The sequence below is a fragment of the Streptomyces sp. AM25 genome (genome assembly GCF_058146165.1).
Genome location: NZ_JBKIWN010000134.1, coordinates 70,846 through 86,736 on the forward strand (window position 1 = coordinate 70,846; position 15,891 = coordinate 86,736).

Here is a 15,891-nt window from a genome sequence, read left to right on the forward strand (position 1 = left end):
CGGTGTCCTCACTCTTTGTCGACTTCCCTGAGCGGAGTACCGATGGCCACCGCCGCCACCCTGCCCCGGACCGGTACGGTCCTCGCCGATCTGCTCCCCGCCTCCACCGCGGGCCGGGCCCGCGTCCGCGACGCCGCCATCGTCCTCGGCGGTGCCGCGCTCACCGGCGTGGCCGCGCAGATCGCGGTCCCCGTCCCCGGCTCCCCGGTCCCGGTCACCGGCCAGACCTTCGCGGCCCTCCTCGTCGGCACGGCCCTCGGCGCCCGGCGCGGCTTCCTGTCGATGGCGCTGTACGCGATGGCCGGCATCGCGGGCATGCCGTGGTTCGCCGAGGCCCGCTCCGGCGCTTCCTTCCCCTCCTTCGGATACGTGCTCGGCATGCTGCTCGCCGCCACCGTCGTCGGCGCCCTGGCCCGCCGCGGCGCCGACCGCTCCGCGCTGCGCACCGCGGGCACCATGGCCCTCGGCACCGCGATCATCTACGCGGTCGGTGTCCCCTACCTGGCACTGGCCACGCACATGTCGCTGTCCGCGGCCGTGGCGGCGGGCCTGACCCCCTTCCTCATCGGCGACGCCCTGAAGGCCGCCCTGGCGATGGGCGCACTGCCGACGGCGTGGAAGCTGCTGCACCGCCGCGGCTGACCGCTCCTCTCTTCTACGGGCCGGGCCCGCACCTGCAACCGGGGTGCGGGCCCGGCCCTTTCCGCTGGCCCCCTTCAGCGGCGGCCCTGCCGGCGCGCGGCGAGCCAGATGCCGGTGCCGCCCGCCGCCAGCAGGGCGGCGCCGACGGCACCCTCCACCAGGAGCTCCGACGGGACGCCGGTGCGGGCGAGTTCGCCGGGGTCGTCGCTCGTGGCGGGGGCGGGGTGCGACGGGACGACGTCCTTGCCGGGCGGACTGCCGTACGGGCCCGCGGTCGACGGGGCTCCGGTCGGCGAGGCGGACGGCGCCCCGGTGGGTGAGGCGGACGGTGAGGCGGGCGGCGAAGAGGCCGCCCCGGACGGCACGTTCTTGGTGCCCAGCAGCAGGGGCGTGTCCGGTGCGTCGGCGCTCGAGTCCGTGGTCCCGAAATGCACGGGCCCCTGCTGCCACAGCAGTGTCTTGGTGCCGCTCAGTGTCACGGGTAGGCAGATCTGGCCCGTGTCCGCCAGGTCGAAGTGCGCGGCCACGCGATACGTGCGGTGCGCGCCCGCCGCCAGTTTTCCGACGCTGCAGGCGAATCCGCTGTTCGCATCCGGCGGGAGTTCCCCGGACGGAATCGCGGAACAGCCCTCCACGGACTTCACGCGGAGCCCCTTGAAACCGATGACGTCCATGGTGACGCCGCCGGTCCCTGCGGCCCCGTCATTGCGCACGGTGGCGGTCAGACTGGTGTTCCCCGACTGCCTGTTCACCGTTATCCGCTGCGGCAGCTCCGTACCGACCCGGTATCCGGCGGGTGCGCTGGGCCCCGGGCTCCCGCCCTGGCTGCTGCCCGGTGTCGGGTCGGCGGCGAACGCGCCCGCCGGCCACAGCAGGACCACCGGTACGGCAGCGGCCGTCGCGGACCACCGCCACCGATTGCTTAGGAACATTTTGGCTCCCCCCTGTCTTCGTCTCCTGCGAAGGCATTTGAATAGGTACCACAAGATTCCGAAGTCCGAGGGGTGCGGAAAAACAATTCCGTAATGGGGGCGGGCCTGGTGGGAATTTCGAGTGGTGAGATGCAGGGGCGTCTCGTGGTGGGGCGTTACCGGCTGCTGGAATTGATCGGGCGCGGCGGGATGGGGCGGGTGTGGCGCGCCACGGACGAGATGCTCGACCGGAGCGTGGCGGCCAAGGAGATCCGCATCGACGGCCTCATGGGGGAGGGGAGCGCGGTCCAGCGCGAGCGCAGCCGGCGCGAGGCGCGAGCCACGGCCCGCATCGACCACCCCAACGTCGTCCGTGTCTACGACGTGGCCGAGGAGGACGACCGGCTGTGGATCGTGATGGAACTGGTCGAAGGCCGTTCCCTGGAGCAAGTGCTGCGCCGCGACGGCCCGGTGGACGCCCGCGAGGCCGCCCGGATCGGCCTCGGCCTGGTCCGCGCCCTGCGCGAGGTGCACGCGGTCGGGGTGCTGCACCGGGACATCAAGCCCGGGAACGTCCTGATCACCGCGCGCGGCCGGGTCGTCCTCACCGACTTCGGCATCGCGGCCGTGCAGGACGCGGCGGCGCTGACCATGGCCGGCACCCTCGTCGGCTCCCCCGACTACATGGCGCCCGAGCGCATCGAGGGCCGCGAGCAGGGCCCGCCGTCGGACCTGTGGTCGCTCGGTGCGACCCTCTGCGCGGCGGTCGCTGGCCAGTCCCCCTTCGCCCGGGCGACGACGCTGGCCACGCTGCACGCCGTGCTCTACGAGGAGCCGGAGATCCCGCAGGAGGCGGGCCCGCTGCGGGAGTTGCTGGCCGGGCTGCTGCTCAAGGACCCGGGCGGCCGGCCCGGACTCGGCGGTGTGGAGGAGACCCTGGAGGCCGTCGGCGCCCCGCCGCCCCCGGAGCCCGTCCCGCACCCGCCGACCGCGGTCACCGCCCCGCCGCTGCTGCTGCTCGCACCGGAAGCGGAACCGGAGCCGGAGCCGGCGCCCGCGCAGGACGAACGCCCGTCCCGCCCGCGCCCGTACCGCAGGGCCGCCCTCCTCGCGGCGACCGCCGTGGTGGCCGTCTCGGTCGTGGTCGGCGCGGTGCTCCTGGCCCTCCAGGGCGCGCCGGACGGAAGCGGAGCCAAGAGTTCCCCGTCGCCGTCGGACGTCCGCCGCACCGAGGACGGCTTCAGCTGGGCCCCGCCCTCCGACTGGAACCGCACGCAGAAGAGTCCGAGCGACATCAGCTACGCCGCGAAGGACGGCACGGTGGAGATCTCCGGGAGCCAGGCCCCCACGACGGAGGACGTGGTGACCCACTGGCAGCGCGACGAGCAGACCTTCCACGGCATCTCCGGCTACCGCAAGATCCGCCTGGCGCCCACGACGTTCCGCGGCAACTCCGCGGTGATCTGGGAGTACACCATCCCGCAGGCCGGCACGCCGTGGTACGGGCGGCAGCTCGGCTTCGAGAAGGGAGGCCGGACGTACCAGGTGAACGTCTGGTACCAGGACTCCGCGGAGAAGGCCGCACTCGACGTCTACGCGCGCGTGAAGGCGTCGTTCCGGACGGAGTGACCGGGGGTGACGACGCGAACGGGCCGGGCCCGCACCCCGATTGAGGGGTGCGGGCCCGGCCCGTTGTGCCGGTTGCCTACTTCTGTACGGGCGTCCGTCCCTCGTGCCGCCGCCCGAGGACGATGCCGACGACGAGCACGATGGCACCCACCAGGGTCGACAGCAGCACCTGGTCGCGGTTGTCCCCGCCGTCGACGACCATGTAGCCGAGCACGAAGAGGATCATGCCGATGGTCGCGTACGTCAGGTACGGGAAGGCCCACATCCGCACGACCAGCTTCTCCGGCATCTCGCGCAGGATGATGCCGCGCATCTTCAGCTGCGTGACGCAGATGACCAGCCAGACGAACAGGGCGATGGCACCGGAGGAGTTCAGCAGGAACTTGAACACGGTGTCCGGCCACACGTAGTTGAAGACGACCGAGAGGAAGCCGAAGACGACCGATCCGAGGATCGCGGCCTGCGGAACACCGTTCTTGCCGTTGACCCGGGCGAAGACCTTCGGCGCGTCGCCGCGCCGACCGAGGGAGAAGGCCATGCGGGAGGCCGTGTAGAGGCCCGAGTTGAGACAGGAGAGCACCGCGGTCAGCACGATCACGTTCATGATCTGACCGGCGTGCGGAATGCCGATGGAGTCGAGGGCGGCGACGTAGCTGCCCTTCTTGGCGATCTCCGCGGAGTCCCACGGCAGCAGGGAGACGACCACCAGGATCGAGCCCAGGTAGAAGACGCCGATCCGCCAGATGACGCTGTTGGTGGCCTTGGTCACCGCACGCTGCGGGTCCTCGGACTCACCGGCGGCGAGGGTGACGATCTCGCTGCCCATGAAGGAGAAGACGACCATCAGGACACCGGTGAGGATCGCGCCGGGGCCGTTCGGCAGGAAGCCCCCGTGCGCGGTGAGGTTGGAGAACCCCGAGACGTCGCTGTGCGAACCGGGCAGCACGCCGAAGGCGGCCAGCAGGCCGATGACCACGAAGGCGCCGATGGCGACGACCTTGATGCCGGCGAACCAGAACTCGAACTCGCCGTAGGAGCTCACCGAGGCGAGGTTGGTCGCGGTCAGGACGAGCATCACGATCAGAGCCCAGGCCCACTGCGGGACGGCCGGGACCCAGCCTGCGAGGATCTTCGCGCCCGCGGTCGCCTCGACGGCCAGCACCACGACCCAGAAGAACCAGTACAGCCAGCCGATGGTGAAACCGGCCCAGCGGCCCAACGCCCGGTCCGCGTACGCGGAGAAGGAACCGGAGGTCGGGTTGGCCGCGGCCATCTCGCCCAGCATGCGCATCACGAAGACGACCATCGCGCCGACGAGTGCGTAGGAGATCAGGATGCCGGGGCCGGCGGCGGCGATGCCGGACGCGGAACCCACGAAGAGACCGGCACCGATGACACCACCGATGGCGATCATGGACAGGTGCCGGTTCTTGAGGCCGGCCTTGAGTCCGGCCTCGCCGGACTCCGGGGAACGCCCGGGATCGCCGGTCGTCGACCCCTTTGTCATCGTCGGCGGTGCGCTCATGTGGATGTTCCTTCGGGTTGTTTTCCTTCGGTACTCGGGTTGCGAGTTCCCGCATTAGAACTTTTCAAAGGTGTTTTTAGGAAGACCCGAATCCGTATCGTTGCCTTCACTCCTTGTACACATCGGTACTCGCAGAGTCCCGCCCGGTGGCGAATGCCGGCCCCGCCTCGTGCCACACTCGGACCCATGCGCGTCTACCTCGGCTCCGACCATGCCGGTTACGAACTCAAGAACCACCTCGTCGAATGGCTCACGGCCCACGGCCACGAGCCCGTCGACTGCGGCCCCCACATCTACGACGCCCAGGACGACTACCCGCCGTTCTGCCTGCGCGCCGCGGAGAGGACGGCCGGCGACCCGGACAGCCTCGGCATCGTGATCGGCGGCTCCGGCAACGGCGAGCAGATCGCCGCGAACAAGGTCGAGGGCGTCCGCGCCGCACTCGCCTGGAGCGAGCAGACGGCCGCGCTGGGCCGTGAGCACAACGATGCGAACGTGATCAGCGTGGGCGCGCGCATGCACACGGAGGAGGAGGCGACGAAGTTCGTCGAGATCTTCCTGGCGACGCCGTACTCGGGTGAGGAGCGTCACACGCGCCGCATCGAGATGCTGCGCGTGTACGAGGAGACGGGGGACCTCCCCCCGATCCCGGCCCACCACCCGCAGCAGGGCTAGGGGTCTTTTTCCCACCCACCCGTCCTCGGGGGTGTGGGGGCAGGCCCCCACACCCCCGAGGACGGCAGCTTCGCGCCGCCGGGCCGGGCGCCGTTCGGCGCCGCGGGGCGGAACGAGGCAGCCGCCCGCGGGCCGAGGCCCGTCCGGCCCGGCGGCCGGGCAATCGCCCTGCCGCCGAGGCCCTTTCGGCACCCGCAGCCGTACCCCGCATCCCGTCCGGAGGACCCCCGCCATGCCCGAAGGGCATACGATCCACCGCCTGGCCCTGGACCACCGCACCCTCTTCGCAGGCGAAGCCGTCCACGTGTCCAGCCCGCAGGGCAAGTTCGCGGACAGCGCGGCCCTGATAGACGGCCAGGTGCTGGCGACGGCCGAAGCCCACGGCAAGCACCTCTTCCTCGGCTTCGCCGAAACCGGCTGGGTCCACATCCACTTGGGGCTCTTCGGCAAGTACACGTTCGGGGACGCCCCCGCGCCCCCGCCCACGGAGACCGTCCGCCTCCGCCTCGCGGGCGCATCCGCCTACGCGGACCTCCGGGGCCCCACCACCTGCACCCTCGTCACCGAGGCCGAGAAGCAGGCGATACACGACCGCCTGGGCCCGGACCCGCTCCGCGAGGGCGACGACGGCGACCGGGCGTTCCACCGGATCGCCCGCAGCCGCACCACCGTCGCCGCACTCCTGATGGACCAGAAGATCGTCGCCGGCGTGGGCAACGTCTACCGCGCCGAGGTCCTCTTCCGGCACGGCATCGACCCGTACCGCGCGGGCCGCGACCTCACCCGCCGCGAGTGGGACGCGATCTGGCACGACCTCGTGGCCCTGATGCGCGAGGGCGTGCGCAACAACCGGATCGACACCGTCCGCCCCGAGCACGAGCCGGAGGCCATGGGCCGCCCGCCGCGCGTGGACGACCACGGCGGCGAGGTCTACGTCTACCGCCGGGCCGACCAGGCCTGTCACATCTGCGGCACCGCCGTCCGCACCGCGGACCTCGCGGCCCGCAACCTCTTCTGGTGCCCGGAGTGCCAGAAGGCCTGACGGGACGGGGGCGCCGACCGGCGCACGCCTCACGCCACGCACGCGGCCCCCGCATCCCCTGACTCCGTCCGGCACCACCGCGCACCAGCCGATACGGACGAGACGGAAACCCGACCTTGCGGCGCATCGATAAGGATCGATACGCATAAGGTTGCTCTCCGGGTGCCACCCGGGCGCCCTCACGGCGCCCGTCCCGGCGCGGCGTGAATCGACGCACCGCCGAATGGGTGGATAGGGTCCCGATGCAATGACTGGCGCTGCGGAGACCCCGACGGCCCGGATGCGCAAAGCACTGCACCGGGCGCGCACGAGCGTGCGCAAGGCCGGTGTCGACTATTTCCGGGGCGACGGCTCCGACTGGGTCGCCCTCACCGCGCTGCTGCTGTCCGTGCCCGCCCTCGCCCTGGGCACCATCGCCCAGCCCGACTGGTGTTCGCCCGCGGCCCTGGTCCTGCCCATCGTGGCCGGCGGCCTGCTGCTGCGCCCCGCGAGCCTGCTGGGCCTGTACTCGGCCGCGGCCGCCGCACTGATCGCGGAGGCCCAGGTCCTGGACCCGTACGAGGAGGGCGCGGAGCGGGTCACGCCCGGCACCATCCTCGTCGTGGCGGCGGTCGCGTTCTTCGGGCTGCTCATCGCGCAGTTCCGCAGCCGCGTCGGCGTGCCGTGGCGGCGCGGCGGCACGATGCTCTTCGACCTCCGCGAGCGCATCCGCGTCCAGAGCAAGCTGCCGAAGCTGCCGCTCGGCTGGCACCGCGAGATGGCGCTGCGCCCGGCCGGCGGCCAGTCCTTCTCCGGCGACTTCGTCGTCGCGGCGCGCACCAACGGGGGCCGCACGCTGGAGGTCGTCCTCACGGACGTCTCGGGCAAGGGCATGGACGCCGCCTCCCGCGCCCTCCTCCTCTCCGGCGCCTTCGGCGGCCTGCTCGGCTCCCTCCCGCCGCACGACTTCCTGCACGCCGCGAACGGCTACCTCCTCCGCCAGGACTGGGACGAGGGCTTCGCCACCTCCGTCCACCTGGTCCTGGACCTGGACAGCGGCGACTACGACCTCTTCTCCGCGGGCCACGTCCCCGGCCTCCACCTCAGCGCCGGCTCCGGCCGCTGGGAGGAGAAGTCCGCCGAGGGCCCGCTCCTCGGCGTCTACGACGGCGCCGAATTCGAGCCCGTACACGGCACGCTGCGCCGCGGCGACGTCCTGATGCTCTTCACGGACGGCCTGGTCGAAACCTCGGAACGCGAACTGACGGAAGGCATGGACCGCCTCACGGGCGAGGCCGACCGCTACGTCACCTCGGGCTTCCACGGCGCGGCGTGGCACCTGATCGAGGCGGTGGCGAAGGACGTCAACGACGACAGGGCGCTGCTGCTGATCTGCCGGGACTAGGGCGTGTCCGATGGGTCAGCACAGGCCCTGCGACGCTCCCCCAGCTACCGCTGGGGGTACCCCCAGGTACGGCGCCTCGCCGCGTTGTCGCATCACCCGAGTACGCCCAGTACGCGGGTAATGCTCCGCCTTGCGATCCACCGCACCAGACGCCGCTGGGGGTGCCCCCAGCACCAGACGCCGCAGGGCCCGCACTGACCCATCGGACACGCCCTAGCCGCGTTCCCCGGCGGGCGGCCCACTGCGTGGGTATCGTCTCCGCCCGAGGCCGTGCGGCATCGCCGCCCGACGGCTCCGAAACCCCGACATGTGATCATTCCCCGGTGACACCCAGAAGGTACGAAGCCATCCGCGCGGCACGGGACTTGCCGCAAACCTTGCGCCCTGTGCCCGGCGAGGGCGTCACGCAGCGCCCCGCCCACGGCCCGGCCGCCGGTCACCACGTGCGCGAACTGCGGCTCGGCGAACCGCAGTTCACCGATGCCGGCACCGGTACGGCCTGGTGCGCGGCCCGCCGTCACGCGCTGGACCACACCCTCGCGGCCGTCGCCGGCTCCGAGTGGGCCGAGCACCTGGTGCTGCGCGGCAGCGTGCTGCTGAAGGCGTGGTGCGGCGACGCGGCGCGCGAGCCCGGCGACCTGGACTTCGTGGTCGTGCCGCACACGTGGCAGCTCGGGGACGCCCGTACCGACGCCCTGTTCGCCGGCATCGCCCGCGCCGCCGAGGCGCTCTCCCGGGACCCGGACAGCCCGGTCCGCATCGACGCCTCCGGCGCCGCGAGCGACGGGATCTGGACGTACGACCGGGTGCCGGGCCGCCGCCTCGTCCTGCCCTGGACGGCCGTGGCGGACGGCGTCCCGCAGGGCACGGTCCGGCTCGACTTCGTCTTCAACGAGGCCCTGCCCGAACCGCCCGTGCGGACGGAGGTCCCCGGATCGGCGCCGGGCGGCGCCCCGGCGGTCCTCATGGCGGCGAGCCCCGCGCTCTCCCTCGCCTGGAAGATCCTCTGGCTGGTCTCGGACGTGCACCCCGAGGCCAAGGACCTCTACGACGCGGTGCTCCTCGCGGAGTGCGGGCACACGCACCTGACGTACGAGCTGCTGGACCGGGTCCTGAGGGAGTCGGGCGAACCCGCCGACCTCGGCTACATCCTCTACTCGGCCGCCGAGGCCGACTGGTTCGAGTTCCACAAGGACCACCCCGGGCTCCCGGACAGCGACAGCGGCTACCTGGCGCGCCTGGTCATCGCCCTCGCCCCCGCCTTCGCCCCCGCCGAGGACGGGCCGTACGCCCGGCTGGCCGCCGCCTTCCACGGCACGACGGAGCTCGTGCGCGAGGAGCACGCGGCGGGCGGCATGGAGGCCGTCGAGGCGTGGTTCGCCGCCCGCTGCGTGCACAGCCTGAGCGCGGTCGTGATGGTCCGCGAACTGCTCGGCCGTACGGAGTGCACCCTGCACGGGGCCGCGGACGTGCTGGCGGCCTTCCGCGACAAGCGGTTCGGCCGTGACGAACCCCTGTACAAGGAGGGCGGTTGGGCCGGCAGCCCGCACGACATGGCGGCCAGGCTGGAGGAGGCGGCGGCAGCAGCCGTCAGCCGCTGACGGGGCTCCCCTCCCCGTTCTCCTCCCCGGCGGACACCACGAACTCGGCCAGCCGCGCGTACCCTTCCCCGCCGTGCCCGGCCGCGACCGCCCGCGCGAGCAGCTCCCTGAGCAGCTCCGGCAGGCCGGGCGCGACGCCCCGGAGCTCACTCGCGTGGACGAGGGTGTCCGCCTTCACGAGGTGCCGCTCCAGCGGATGGCCGTCCGCCGGACAGTTCCCGGAGCCGACCTGCGGGGCGTACGTGCCCATGAGTTCGCCGACGCTGTGCAGCCACCGGCGGGCCACCTCGGTGAACTCCGTCGCAGGCACGTTGCCGCCGGGCCCGTCGGCGCCGACGAGCGCCACGCTGTGCAGCCAGCCGGTCAGCGTGGCCGACATCAGGCCGAACAGCGCCGTCTCGTACACGGACGCCAGCGCGGCGTCGGTCCCCAGGTGGAACGGTTCGCCAAGGGCGGCGAGCGTCTTGCGGTGGTCGTCGAAGGCGGCCTGCGCGCCGCTGCAGAGCAGCAGACAGCCGGGACCGCCGACGCCCGAGGGGCCCGGCATGACCACGCCGTCGAGGTATCCGCCGACGCCGTGCCGCCCGGCCCGGTCGGCCGTCTCGCGCGCATGGACCGGCGACCCGGGGGTGAGGACGACGAGCGCACGTCCCGCGAGCCCGTCGCCCACCGCGTCCAGGATCTCGCGTACGGCCGCGTACGGTGCCGCACAGACGACGATCAGCGGACTCGCGGCCACGGCCGCCCCGGCCGAGGTTGCTTCGACGGCCCCCTTGGCCACAAGTGCCCCTGCACTACCGGGCGTTCGGTGCCAGACCGTCGCACGGTGCCCGGCCCGGAGAAACGCAGCGGTCACTGCCGTCCCCGTGGCCCCGAGACCGAGAACGCTCACCCCTGTACATGCCTCTGCACACACGATTACCCCCGTTTCGCCGGTTTCATGACTTCGTACGGGGAATCATCAGACTCCCCGTGAATTGTCATTCTCCCGCCAATTCCCCTCTTACGGGAGGCTTCTGCCCACATATGTGGACCGAATTCGGCACAGTGGCAACCGGCGTCCCGCCCGCGTCACGAACATGCACGTTCTCGTAACAGACCGCCCACAGACCCGGCCCCGGCTTGGCGTTCGCCCCGGTGATGTTGCTAAATGTGTGCGAGTCACCGAGAGGTGCACGTGAGACGACGAGCAACTGAGATGACGGGGAAGACGGGGGTGGGCTCGTGAAGTTCGACATGGGTAATACGACGCTGTCGGGCCTGGTGGGCAAGACGCGTGGTTCGAGTGAGGATCTGGGTGGTCTGATCCGTCAGCTGGTCGCTGCGGCGCAGCCGTTGGAGGGCAAGTTCAACGGTGCGGGCAAGCAGGCGTTCGACTCGTTCAAGTCGCATTCGGATCAGGTGACGGCGGATCTGAACAGTGCTCTGGGGGCGATCCTGGGGGGTCAGTCGGGTATGGATGGTTCGTTCGGTCAGGGTGATCAGGAGTCGGCGGACAACGCGCGTCAGCAGATGGCGGCGGCGAACTTCGACGCGGCTCGTTTCTCGGGCCGCTAGGAACACGGGGGATTGAGGTAGTCATGGCGAACGCAGACCGTCGCAGTTATGACACGGGTGCTTCGGGCGAGGTGCAGGGCTCTTTGCAGGGCATCATCTCGCGTCTGGAGTCGGTCCTGACGGACCGCGATGCGGCTGTGAAGGCGGCGATGTCCGACTTCCAGGCGGATGGTGTGTCGGATCAGTACCACGACAAGGAGCTGCGCTGGCAGCGTGCGGCGCACGAGGTCCGCCAGATCATCCATCTCCTTCGCACGACGATGGAGAAGAACGACGGTACGGCGCAGTCGACGCTGGCGAAGGCCAAGGCCGCCGTCGACGGCATCGGCTGACGCACCACTGCAATCCAGGGAAATACGGGGGTATTTCGTGTCCGGTTGGGATCTTCACGTCGAGGCTGTGCGCACGGTGCTCAGCGACACCGACACCGCCGCGGGCAAATTCGAGGGCGAGTTCACGACCTACGGCGACAGCATGGCGAGCGCGGCGAAGTCCGCGGGCACGATGGCCCCGGGAGCCGCTCCCAAGAGCGGCACGCCCGGCCCGGTCGCGGCGGCACTGCAGGAATTCGCGGATGCCACGATGAAGGACCTGCAGTTCCTGCCCGCCCGGGCGGGCGAGTCGATCAGCGGTGCGGCGAAGGCCACCGAGCAGTACATCGCCGGTGACCTGAAGATGGCGCAGGACGCCCAGAACGACGCCCTCAGCGCGCCGAAGCTGCCCCCGCTGGGCAAGGGCGGCAAGGACGGCGGGAAGGGCGACGGCAAGTGATCGACGTCAGCTCCATCCCCGACTTCTCCGGCGACCTCGACCAGTTGGAGAAGGACGCCGGCACGCTGAAGAAGGCCGCGTCCGACATCCGCACGACGGGCGGTGACGTCCACAGCAAGTTCCAGGGGCTCCACTCCTGCTACACGGCCCCCGAAGCGGACAAGCTGTTCGCGACGACGCTCCCGGTGCGCGACGGTGCCGACAAGTTCGCCGGCAAGCTGGAGTCCGTCAGCAGCGCCCTGTCGGCGTTCGCGAGCGAGGCACGGCCGCTGGTCTCGCGCATGGCGGACCTGAAGTCGCAGGCGGAGACGTTCTGCAAGTCGGTCGAGGGCAAGCACGACTGGCAGAAGGACCAGAGCAAGGTCGACAAGAACGCCGGCCTGATCCACGAAGTGGGCCGGGTCTGGGGCCAGTTCCAGGAAGCCGAGCGCAAGGCCGCCGGCAAGATCAGCGACGTGGCCGGCACCGGCACCAAGTGGACGGTCGACGACGGCTCTCACAAGAAGGGCATGTACGGCTTCAGCGCGGACGACGCGGCCAAGGCCGACGACACCCCCTGGGGCAAGGTCGACAAGCGCAAGTACGAGGGCCTGGAGGCCGCCTGGCACTGGACGACCGACCACGTGGGAAGCGCGCTCAAGGGCTTCTTCGTCGACGGCGTCTGGGGCACCCTGACCGGCCTCGGCCACATGGTCAACGTCTTCGACTGGGACACGTTCAAGAAGACGTGGAGCGGCATCGGCGACGTCTTCGGCGGCGTCAGCGCGTACATCATGACCCCGTACGACTGGGCCATGGACAAGATGTTCGGCCCGGTCGACCACAGCGACACGGACCGCCAGAAGAAGGCGCTCCGCGACTTCGGCAAATCGCTCGTCGCCTGGGACGAATGGGGCAAGAACCCCACCCGCGCCGGCGGCACCGTCGCCTTCAACCTCCTCACTCTCGGCTCCGGCTCCCTGCTCAAGCTCGGCAAGGCGGGCAGCCTGGCGGCCAAGGCCGGCGAAGTGGGCGATGCGGGCAAGCTGGGCACCGCCGCGAAGGTGGCCAACGCCCTGGGCAAGACGGGCCGGCTCGTGGACCCGATGACGTACGTCGGCAAGGCGGGCGAGTTCGTCAAGCTCCAGGTCGGCGACCTGATGTCCGGGATGAAGAACGTCTACAAGGGCACGTACACGGACTTCCTCAACGGCACGGGGAAGTACAGCATGCCGAAGCCGGAGATCAAGATCCCCGATACGTCGGTGAAGATGCCGGACGGCACGATCGTCCACCACAACGGCAAGATGGAGCTGCCCGACGGCACGCCGAGCCAGAAGCCGATCCCCGTGGAGAAGCCGGCGGCGGAGCGGGCGGCGCAGCATCCGGCCCCGGCGCACGAGCGCGTACCGGCGGGGGTGGGCGCGGGGCACGGGGGCGGCGACCACCCGGCACCGAAGCCGGGCCCGAAGCCGGGGCCGCCGCCGGGCGGTGGCGGTGGTGGCGGCCACGTGCCGCCGACGGGCGGCCACGGTGGCGGCGGCCATGGCGGTGGCGGTGACCACGGTGGCGGCGGTCACGACGGTGGCGGTCACGGTGGTGGTGACCACGGTGGCGGTCACGGTGGCGGCGGTACGCCTCCGCCCCCGCACGAGGGCGGTACGTACAACCCGGGCCCGGACGACAAGGTCCCGCACCTTCAGCGCCAGGACGACAACTTCGCGGCGGAGCACAACCGCAAGGGTCAGCGGAAGGCCCACCTGAACGCGGACGGCGACCTGGTCCCGGCCGACCCCAACGGCGACGCGTCGATCGTCGACCACATCGTGGGCCGCGACCCGAAGAAGTCCGAGAGCCCGTACACCTCGCTCAGCGAGGACGGCGCCGACGCCAAGGACTACGGCGGCAAGAAGATCCGCGTCGACCTGCCGAACCTGGCGAAGGACATCGCCGACGGAAAGGTCAAGGGCGTCGAGGTGTACTCGCCGAAGGAGGTCGAGGCGGCGATCCAGCAGAGCGCCGATAAAATCGCGGGCGAGCACGTGAACATCGACGTACCGCCCGGGACGAGCTACGACGACATCTCCAAGCGGGCCGCGGAGATGGCGAAGGAACACGGCTGGGGCAAGGCCAAGACGAAGCGCATCGAGCAGCGGATCAAGGACATGATGCACACGCGCCGCGACTCCGAGTGGCTCATCAAGGGCGTCGTTCCGCACGAGTACATCCACGAAGCGTCGTGACGTTCGACGCTCGACGTCCGGCAGTCAAGGAATTGAAAGGCATTGATCATGACGCGCTTCCGTGAATTGCTCGGCACGGATTTCGACGGCGAGCCGACGGACGACATCGACGACGTCATCTTCGGCGCATTCGACGACCCGGCCCACCGGGACCGGGTCCCCGGCCTGGCCGAGCTGGTGAACGACCCCGCTGCCCCCGAGAACGAACGCTTCCTCGCCTGCCTCGCCCTGACGACCTGGGGCGAGCAGGCCGGCTACGACGCGGTGATCCGCGCGGCGGCGGACCCGAAGCGGTCGCCGTGGTACGACGTCCTGATCGACCGCAAGTTCTCGGTGGACGCCACCTTCGCGCAGCTCGCGGAGGCGGTGTCGGAGAAGGACCTGGCGGAGGAGAAGGGCACGCTGGGACTCCGGACGGAGGCGCTGCGCGCGCTGGTCCGCATCGCCGACACCGAGTACTTCGAGGACAAGCTCGGCGAACTCTTCGACAGTGCGGTGCTGGCAGTTCTTCTCGATGACATCAAGGATGTCGTGGCGCGGGGCGTCCATTCGCTGACGGCGGGGGAGCGGCGCCCGTTCGACCTGCCCACGCAGCTGGTGGACCTGGCGAGCGCGGCGGCGACGGTCGAGGGCACGTCGGCCGTGGAGCTGGCGATGAGCGTGCTGGGCGCGGCGACGCCGTCGCGGCGGGCGCTTGTGCATGCGGTGACGGTCGTCCACCGGGCGGGCGGTGCGGAGGGCCGGCGGCTCGCCGAGTACCTGGCGGCAGTTGGGGACGACGAGGTGCGGGCGGCGCTGGGGAAGTAGCAGGCGGTAGGGGTGCCTTGGGGCGCCCCTACGGCAGCTCCTTCGAGACGAACGAGCCCAGCCCGGGCTCGGTGTAGATGAGGCCTTCGGCGCGGAGGGCGTTGAACACCTTCTGGCTCGTAGCCGTGGCGATGCCGAACTCCTCCATGAGCTGAACCACCGACGGGACGCGTGAACGAGGCGGATACGTACCGTCCTTGATGCGTCGCCGGATGACATCGGTTACCTGGCGCCAGCGCGGAATGTCCGGAACGAATTCGATCACACGAGTACGCTACGCACACCATCGCGCCCTAGCCAAGGCCTGAGGTACTTAGTACGGCTGAAACCCCTGCAACACCTGGTAGAGCTCCGCTAGTCTCGCGGGCACACAAAGGACCCCGGCGACGCCTGCCAGCGCCCCGGGGCATGGCCAACGCTTACTCAGGGAGCGTCGACATGCGAGACCTTATCCGTCCCCCACAGCAACAGGTACTGGCTCCAACTCCCGCCTGCCGCAAGGCGGGCCGATGAGCGGGGCGACGTACTGCATGACCGCACCGGCGGTGCCGACCACTGCCCGTTTGGCGAGGGAGTTCGTGACGGCCGCCCTTGTGGCGACCGATCGCCGTCAACTGGTCGAGGATGCGCGGGTCTGCGTCTCGGACACCGTTGCAAACGTCGTCCTGCACGCCCGCGTGGAGGAGCTCACGGTGGAGCTGATGGTGAACGAGGGGCGCGTGCACGTGGCGGTGCGCGATGCCGACGCGCGCAGACTGCCGTGGCCGCGCTGGCCCGGACGGGAAGAGGAAGGCGGCAGAGGCTTGATGCTCGTGCGCGGTCTCTCGCACGACTCGGGTGTCACGTGGGTGTGGGACGGGTTGGAGTTGGTGGGGAAGAAGGTGTGGTTCGAACTGTGGCATTGATTGCGTAGCGGGATGAAACGGGCGGGGTGCGTGTGCACCCCGCCCGTTGTCAGTGGGGGATGGCAAGGTTGATGACAGGTGGTCACCGGCGGAACCAAAGCTCTTTGTGATCACATCGGTGATGTTGATAGACATGTTCGAGTTGTCGTCAAGAGGTGGGGGTGAGCTCGTGAAGTTCGACATGGGTAATACGACGCTGTCGGGCCTGGTGGGCAAGACG

General features: G+C 70.6%; 16 protein-coding genes. 12 read left to right on the plus strand and 4 right to left on the minus strand.

Annotated features, from left to right (window positions below):
• Positions 1–42 precede the first annotated feature (42 nt).
• A complete protein-coding gene (locus ACLHRZ_RS39465) occupies positions 43–642 on the plus strand; it encodes a biotin transporter BioY (RefSeq protein WP_490423431.1) in 600 nt (199 codons plus the stop codon).
• A gap of 74 nt (positions 643–716) precedes the next feature.
• On the opposite strand, the gene ACLHRZ_RS39470 is transcribed toward ACLHRZ_RS39465, so the two are convergent.
• The gene (locus ACLHRZ_RS39470) at positions 717–1,574 is read right to left on the minus strand and encodes a hypothetical protein (protein ID WP_490423432.1); all 858 of its coding nucleotides are present in this window, start codon (positions 1,572–1,574) and stop codon (positions 717–719) included.
• Between the two features lie 129 nt (positions 1,575–1,703).
• Between ACLHRZ_RS39470 and ACLHRZ_RS39475 the strand changes: the two genes are divergently transcribed.
• Positions 1,704–3,182 (plus strand): serine/threonine-protein kinase, encoded by a 1,479-nt coding sequence (locus ACLHRZ_RS39475; protein ID WP_490423433.1) that lies wholly within the window; start codon positions 1,704–1,706, stop codon positions 3,180–3,182.
• Between the two features lie 76 nt (positions 3,183–3,258).
• On the opposite strand, the gene ACLHRZ_RS39480 is transcribed toward ACLHRZ_RS39475, so the two are convergent.
• Complete coding sequence (locus ACLHRZ_RS39480) at positions 3,259–4,707, minus strand: amino acid permease (RefSeq protein WP_490423434.1); 1,449 nt, start codon at positions 4,705–4,707, stop codon at positions 3,259–3,261.
• A 186-nt stretch (positions 4,708–4,893) separates the two neighbouring features.
• Between ACLHRZ_RS39480 and ACLHRZ_RS39485 the strand changes: the two genes are divergently transcribed.
• The 4 genes from ACLHRZ_RS39485 (at position 4,894) to ACLHRZ_RS39500 (ending at position 9,409) form a co-directional block, all read left to right on the plus strand.
• Entirely contained in the window at positions 4,894–5,382 is a 489-nt protein-coding gene (locus ACLHRZ_RS39485; protein WP_490423435.1) for a ribose-5-phosphate isomerase, read from the plus strand.
• A 232-nt stretch (positions 5,383–5,614) separates the two neighbouring features.
• Positions 5,615–6,424, plus strand: coding sequence for an Fpg/Nei family DNA glycosylase (locus ACLHRZ_RS39490; RefSeq protein ID WP_490423436.1), 810 nt, complete (start codon positions 5,615–5,617; stop codon positions 6,422–6,424).
• Between the two features lie 247 nt (positions 6,425–6,671).
• Positions 6,672–7,808: a PP2C family protein-serine/threonine phosphatase gene (locus ACLHRZ_RS39495; protein WP_490423437.1), complete on the plus strand. Its 1,137-nt coding sequence runs from the start codon at positions 6,672–6,674 to the stop codon at positions 7,806–7,808.
• A 386-nt stretch (positions 7,809–8,194) separates the two neighbouring features.
• Complete coding sequence (locus tag ACLHRZ_RS39500; RefSeq protein WP_490423438.1) at positions 8,195–9,409, plus strand: nucleotidyl transferase AbiEii/AbiGii toxin family protein; 1,215 nt, start codon at positions 8,195–8,197, stop codon at positions 9,407–9,409.
• Here ACLHRZ_RS39500 and ACLHRZ_RS39505 read toward each other — a convergent pair.
• Positions 9,399–10,325 carry an imine reductase family protein gene (locus tag ACLHRZ_RS39505; protein WP_490423439.1) on the minus strand — a complete coding sequence of 309 codons (927 nt, stop codon included), beginning with the start codon at positions 10,323–10,325 and terminating at the stop codon, positions 9,399–9,401. The genes ACLHRZ_RS39500 and ACLHRZ_RS39505 overlap by 11 nt on opposite strands.
• Positions 10,326–10,633: 308 nt before the next feature.
• On the opposite strand from ACLHRZ_RS39505, the gene ACLHRZ_RS39510 reads away from it, so the two are divergent.
• Genes ACLHRZ_RS39510 through ACLHRZ_RS39530 form a run of 5 tightly spaced genes read left to right on the plus strand, consistent with a single transcriptional unit; the run spans position 10,634 to position 14,766 of the window.
• On the plus strand, positions 10,634–10,966 hold the full coding sequence (locus tag ACLHRZ_RS39510) for a hypothetical protein (RefSeq protein ID WP_490423440.1): 333 nt from the start codon (positions 10,634–10,636) through the stop codon (positions 10,964–10,966).
• A 23-nt stretch (positions 10,967–10,989) separates the two neighbouring features.
• Positions 10,990–11,298: a pore-forming ESAT-6 family protein gene (locus ACLHRZ_RS39515; protein ID WP_490423441.1), complete on the plus strand. Its 309-nt coding sequence runs from the start codon at positions 10,990–10,992 to the stop codon at positions 11,296–11,298.
• Positions 11,299–11,335: 37 nt separating this feature from the next.
• Complete coding sequence (locus tag ACLHRZ_RS39520) at positions 11,336–11,737, plus strand: DUF6507 family protein (protein WP_490423442.1); 402 nt, start codon at positions 11,336–11,338, stop codon at positions 11,735–11,737.
• Positions 11,734–13,959, plus strand: coding sequence for a hypothetical protein (locus tag ACLHRZ_RS39525; RefSeq protein WP_490423443.1), 2,226 nt, complete (start codon positions 11,734–11,736; stop codon positions 13,957–13,959). The genes ACLHRZ_RS39520 and ACLHRZ_RS39525 overlap by 4 nt, the downstream gene beginning before the upstream one ends.
• 48 nt (positions 13,960–14,007) lie before the next feature.
• The gene (locus tag ACLHRZ_RS39530) at positions 14,008–14,766 is read left to right on the plus strand and encodes a hypothetical protein (protein WP_490423444.1); all 759 of its coding nucleotides are present in this window, start codon (positions 14,008–14,010) and stop codon (positions 14,764–14,766) included.
• Positions 14,767–14,794: 28 nt separating this feature from the next.
• Here the strand turns inward: ACLHRZ_RS39530 and ACLHRZ_RS39535 are convergent, their stop codons facing one another.
• Positions 14,795–15,031, minus strand: a complete 237-nt coding sequence (locus ACLHRZ_RS39535; protein WP_490423445.1) for a winged helix-turn-helix domain-containing protein — start codon at positions 15,029–15,031, stop codon at positions 14,795–14,797.
• Positions 15,032–15,275: 244 nt separating this feature from the next.
• Between ACLHRZ_RS39535 and ACLHRZ_RS39540 the strand changes: the two genes are divergently transcribed.
• On the plus strand, positions 15,276–15,671 hold the full coding sequence (locus ACLHRZ_RS39540; RefSeq protein WP_490423446.1) for an ATP-binding protein: 396 nt from the start codon (positions 15,276–15,278) through the stop codon (positions 15,669–15,671).
• The last annotated feature ends 220 nt before the right edge of the window (positions 15,672–15,891 follow it).

Bases quoted from the DNA above. Each gene is read 5' to 3' on its own strand.
- ACLHRZ_RS39465 (WP_490423431.1), top strand. From the start codon at position 43: ATGGCCACCGCCGCCACCCTGCCCCGGACCGGTACGGTCCTCGCCGAT.
- ACLHRZ_RS39470 (WP_490423432.1), bottom strand. From the start codon at position 1,574: ATGTTCCTAAGCAATCGGTGGCGGTGGTCCGCGACGGCCGCTGCCGTA.
- ACLHRZ_RS39475 (WP_490423433.1), top strand. From the start codon at position 1,704: ATGCAGGGGCGTCTCGTGGTGGGGCGTTACCGGCTGCTGGAATTGATC.
- ACLHRZ_RS39480 (WP_490423434.1), bottom strand. From the start codon at position 4,707: ATGAGCGCACCGCCGACGATGACAAAGGGGTCGACGACCGGCGATCCC.
- ACLHRZ_RS39485 (WP_490423435.1), top strand. From the start codon at position 4,894: ATGCGCGTCTACCTCGGCTCCGACCATGCCGGTTACGAACTCAAGAAC.
- ACLHRZ_RS39490 (WP_490423436.1), top strand. From the start codon at position 5,615: ATGCCCGAAGGGCATACGATCCACCGCCTGGCCCTGGACCACCGCACC.
- ACLHRZ_RS39495 (WP_490423437.1), top strand. From the start codon at position 6,672: ATGACTGGCGCTGCGGAGACCCCGACGGCCCGGATGCGCAAAGCACTG.
- ACLHRZ_RS39515 (WP_490423441.1), top strand. From the start codon at position 10,990: ATGGCGAACGCAGACCGTCGCAGTTATGACACGGGTGCTTCGGGCGAG.
- ACLHRZ_RS39530 (WP_490423444.1), top strand. From the start codon at position 14,008: ATGACGCGCTTCCGTGAATTGCTCGGCACGGATTTCGACGGCGAGCCG.
- ACLHRZ_RS39540 (WP_490423446.1), top strand. From the start codon at position 15,276: ATGAGCGGGGCGACGTACTGCATGACCGCACCGGCGGTGCCGACCACT.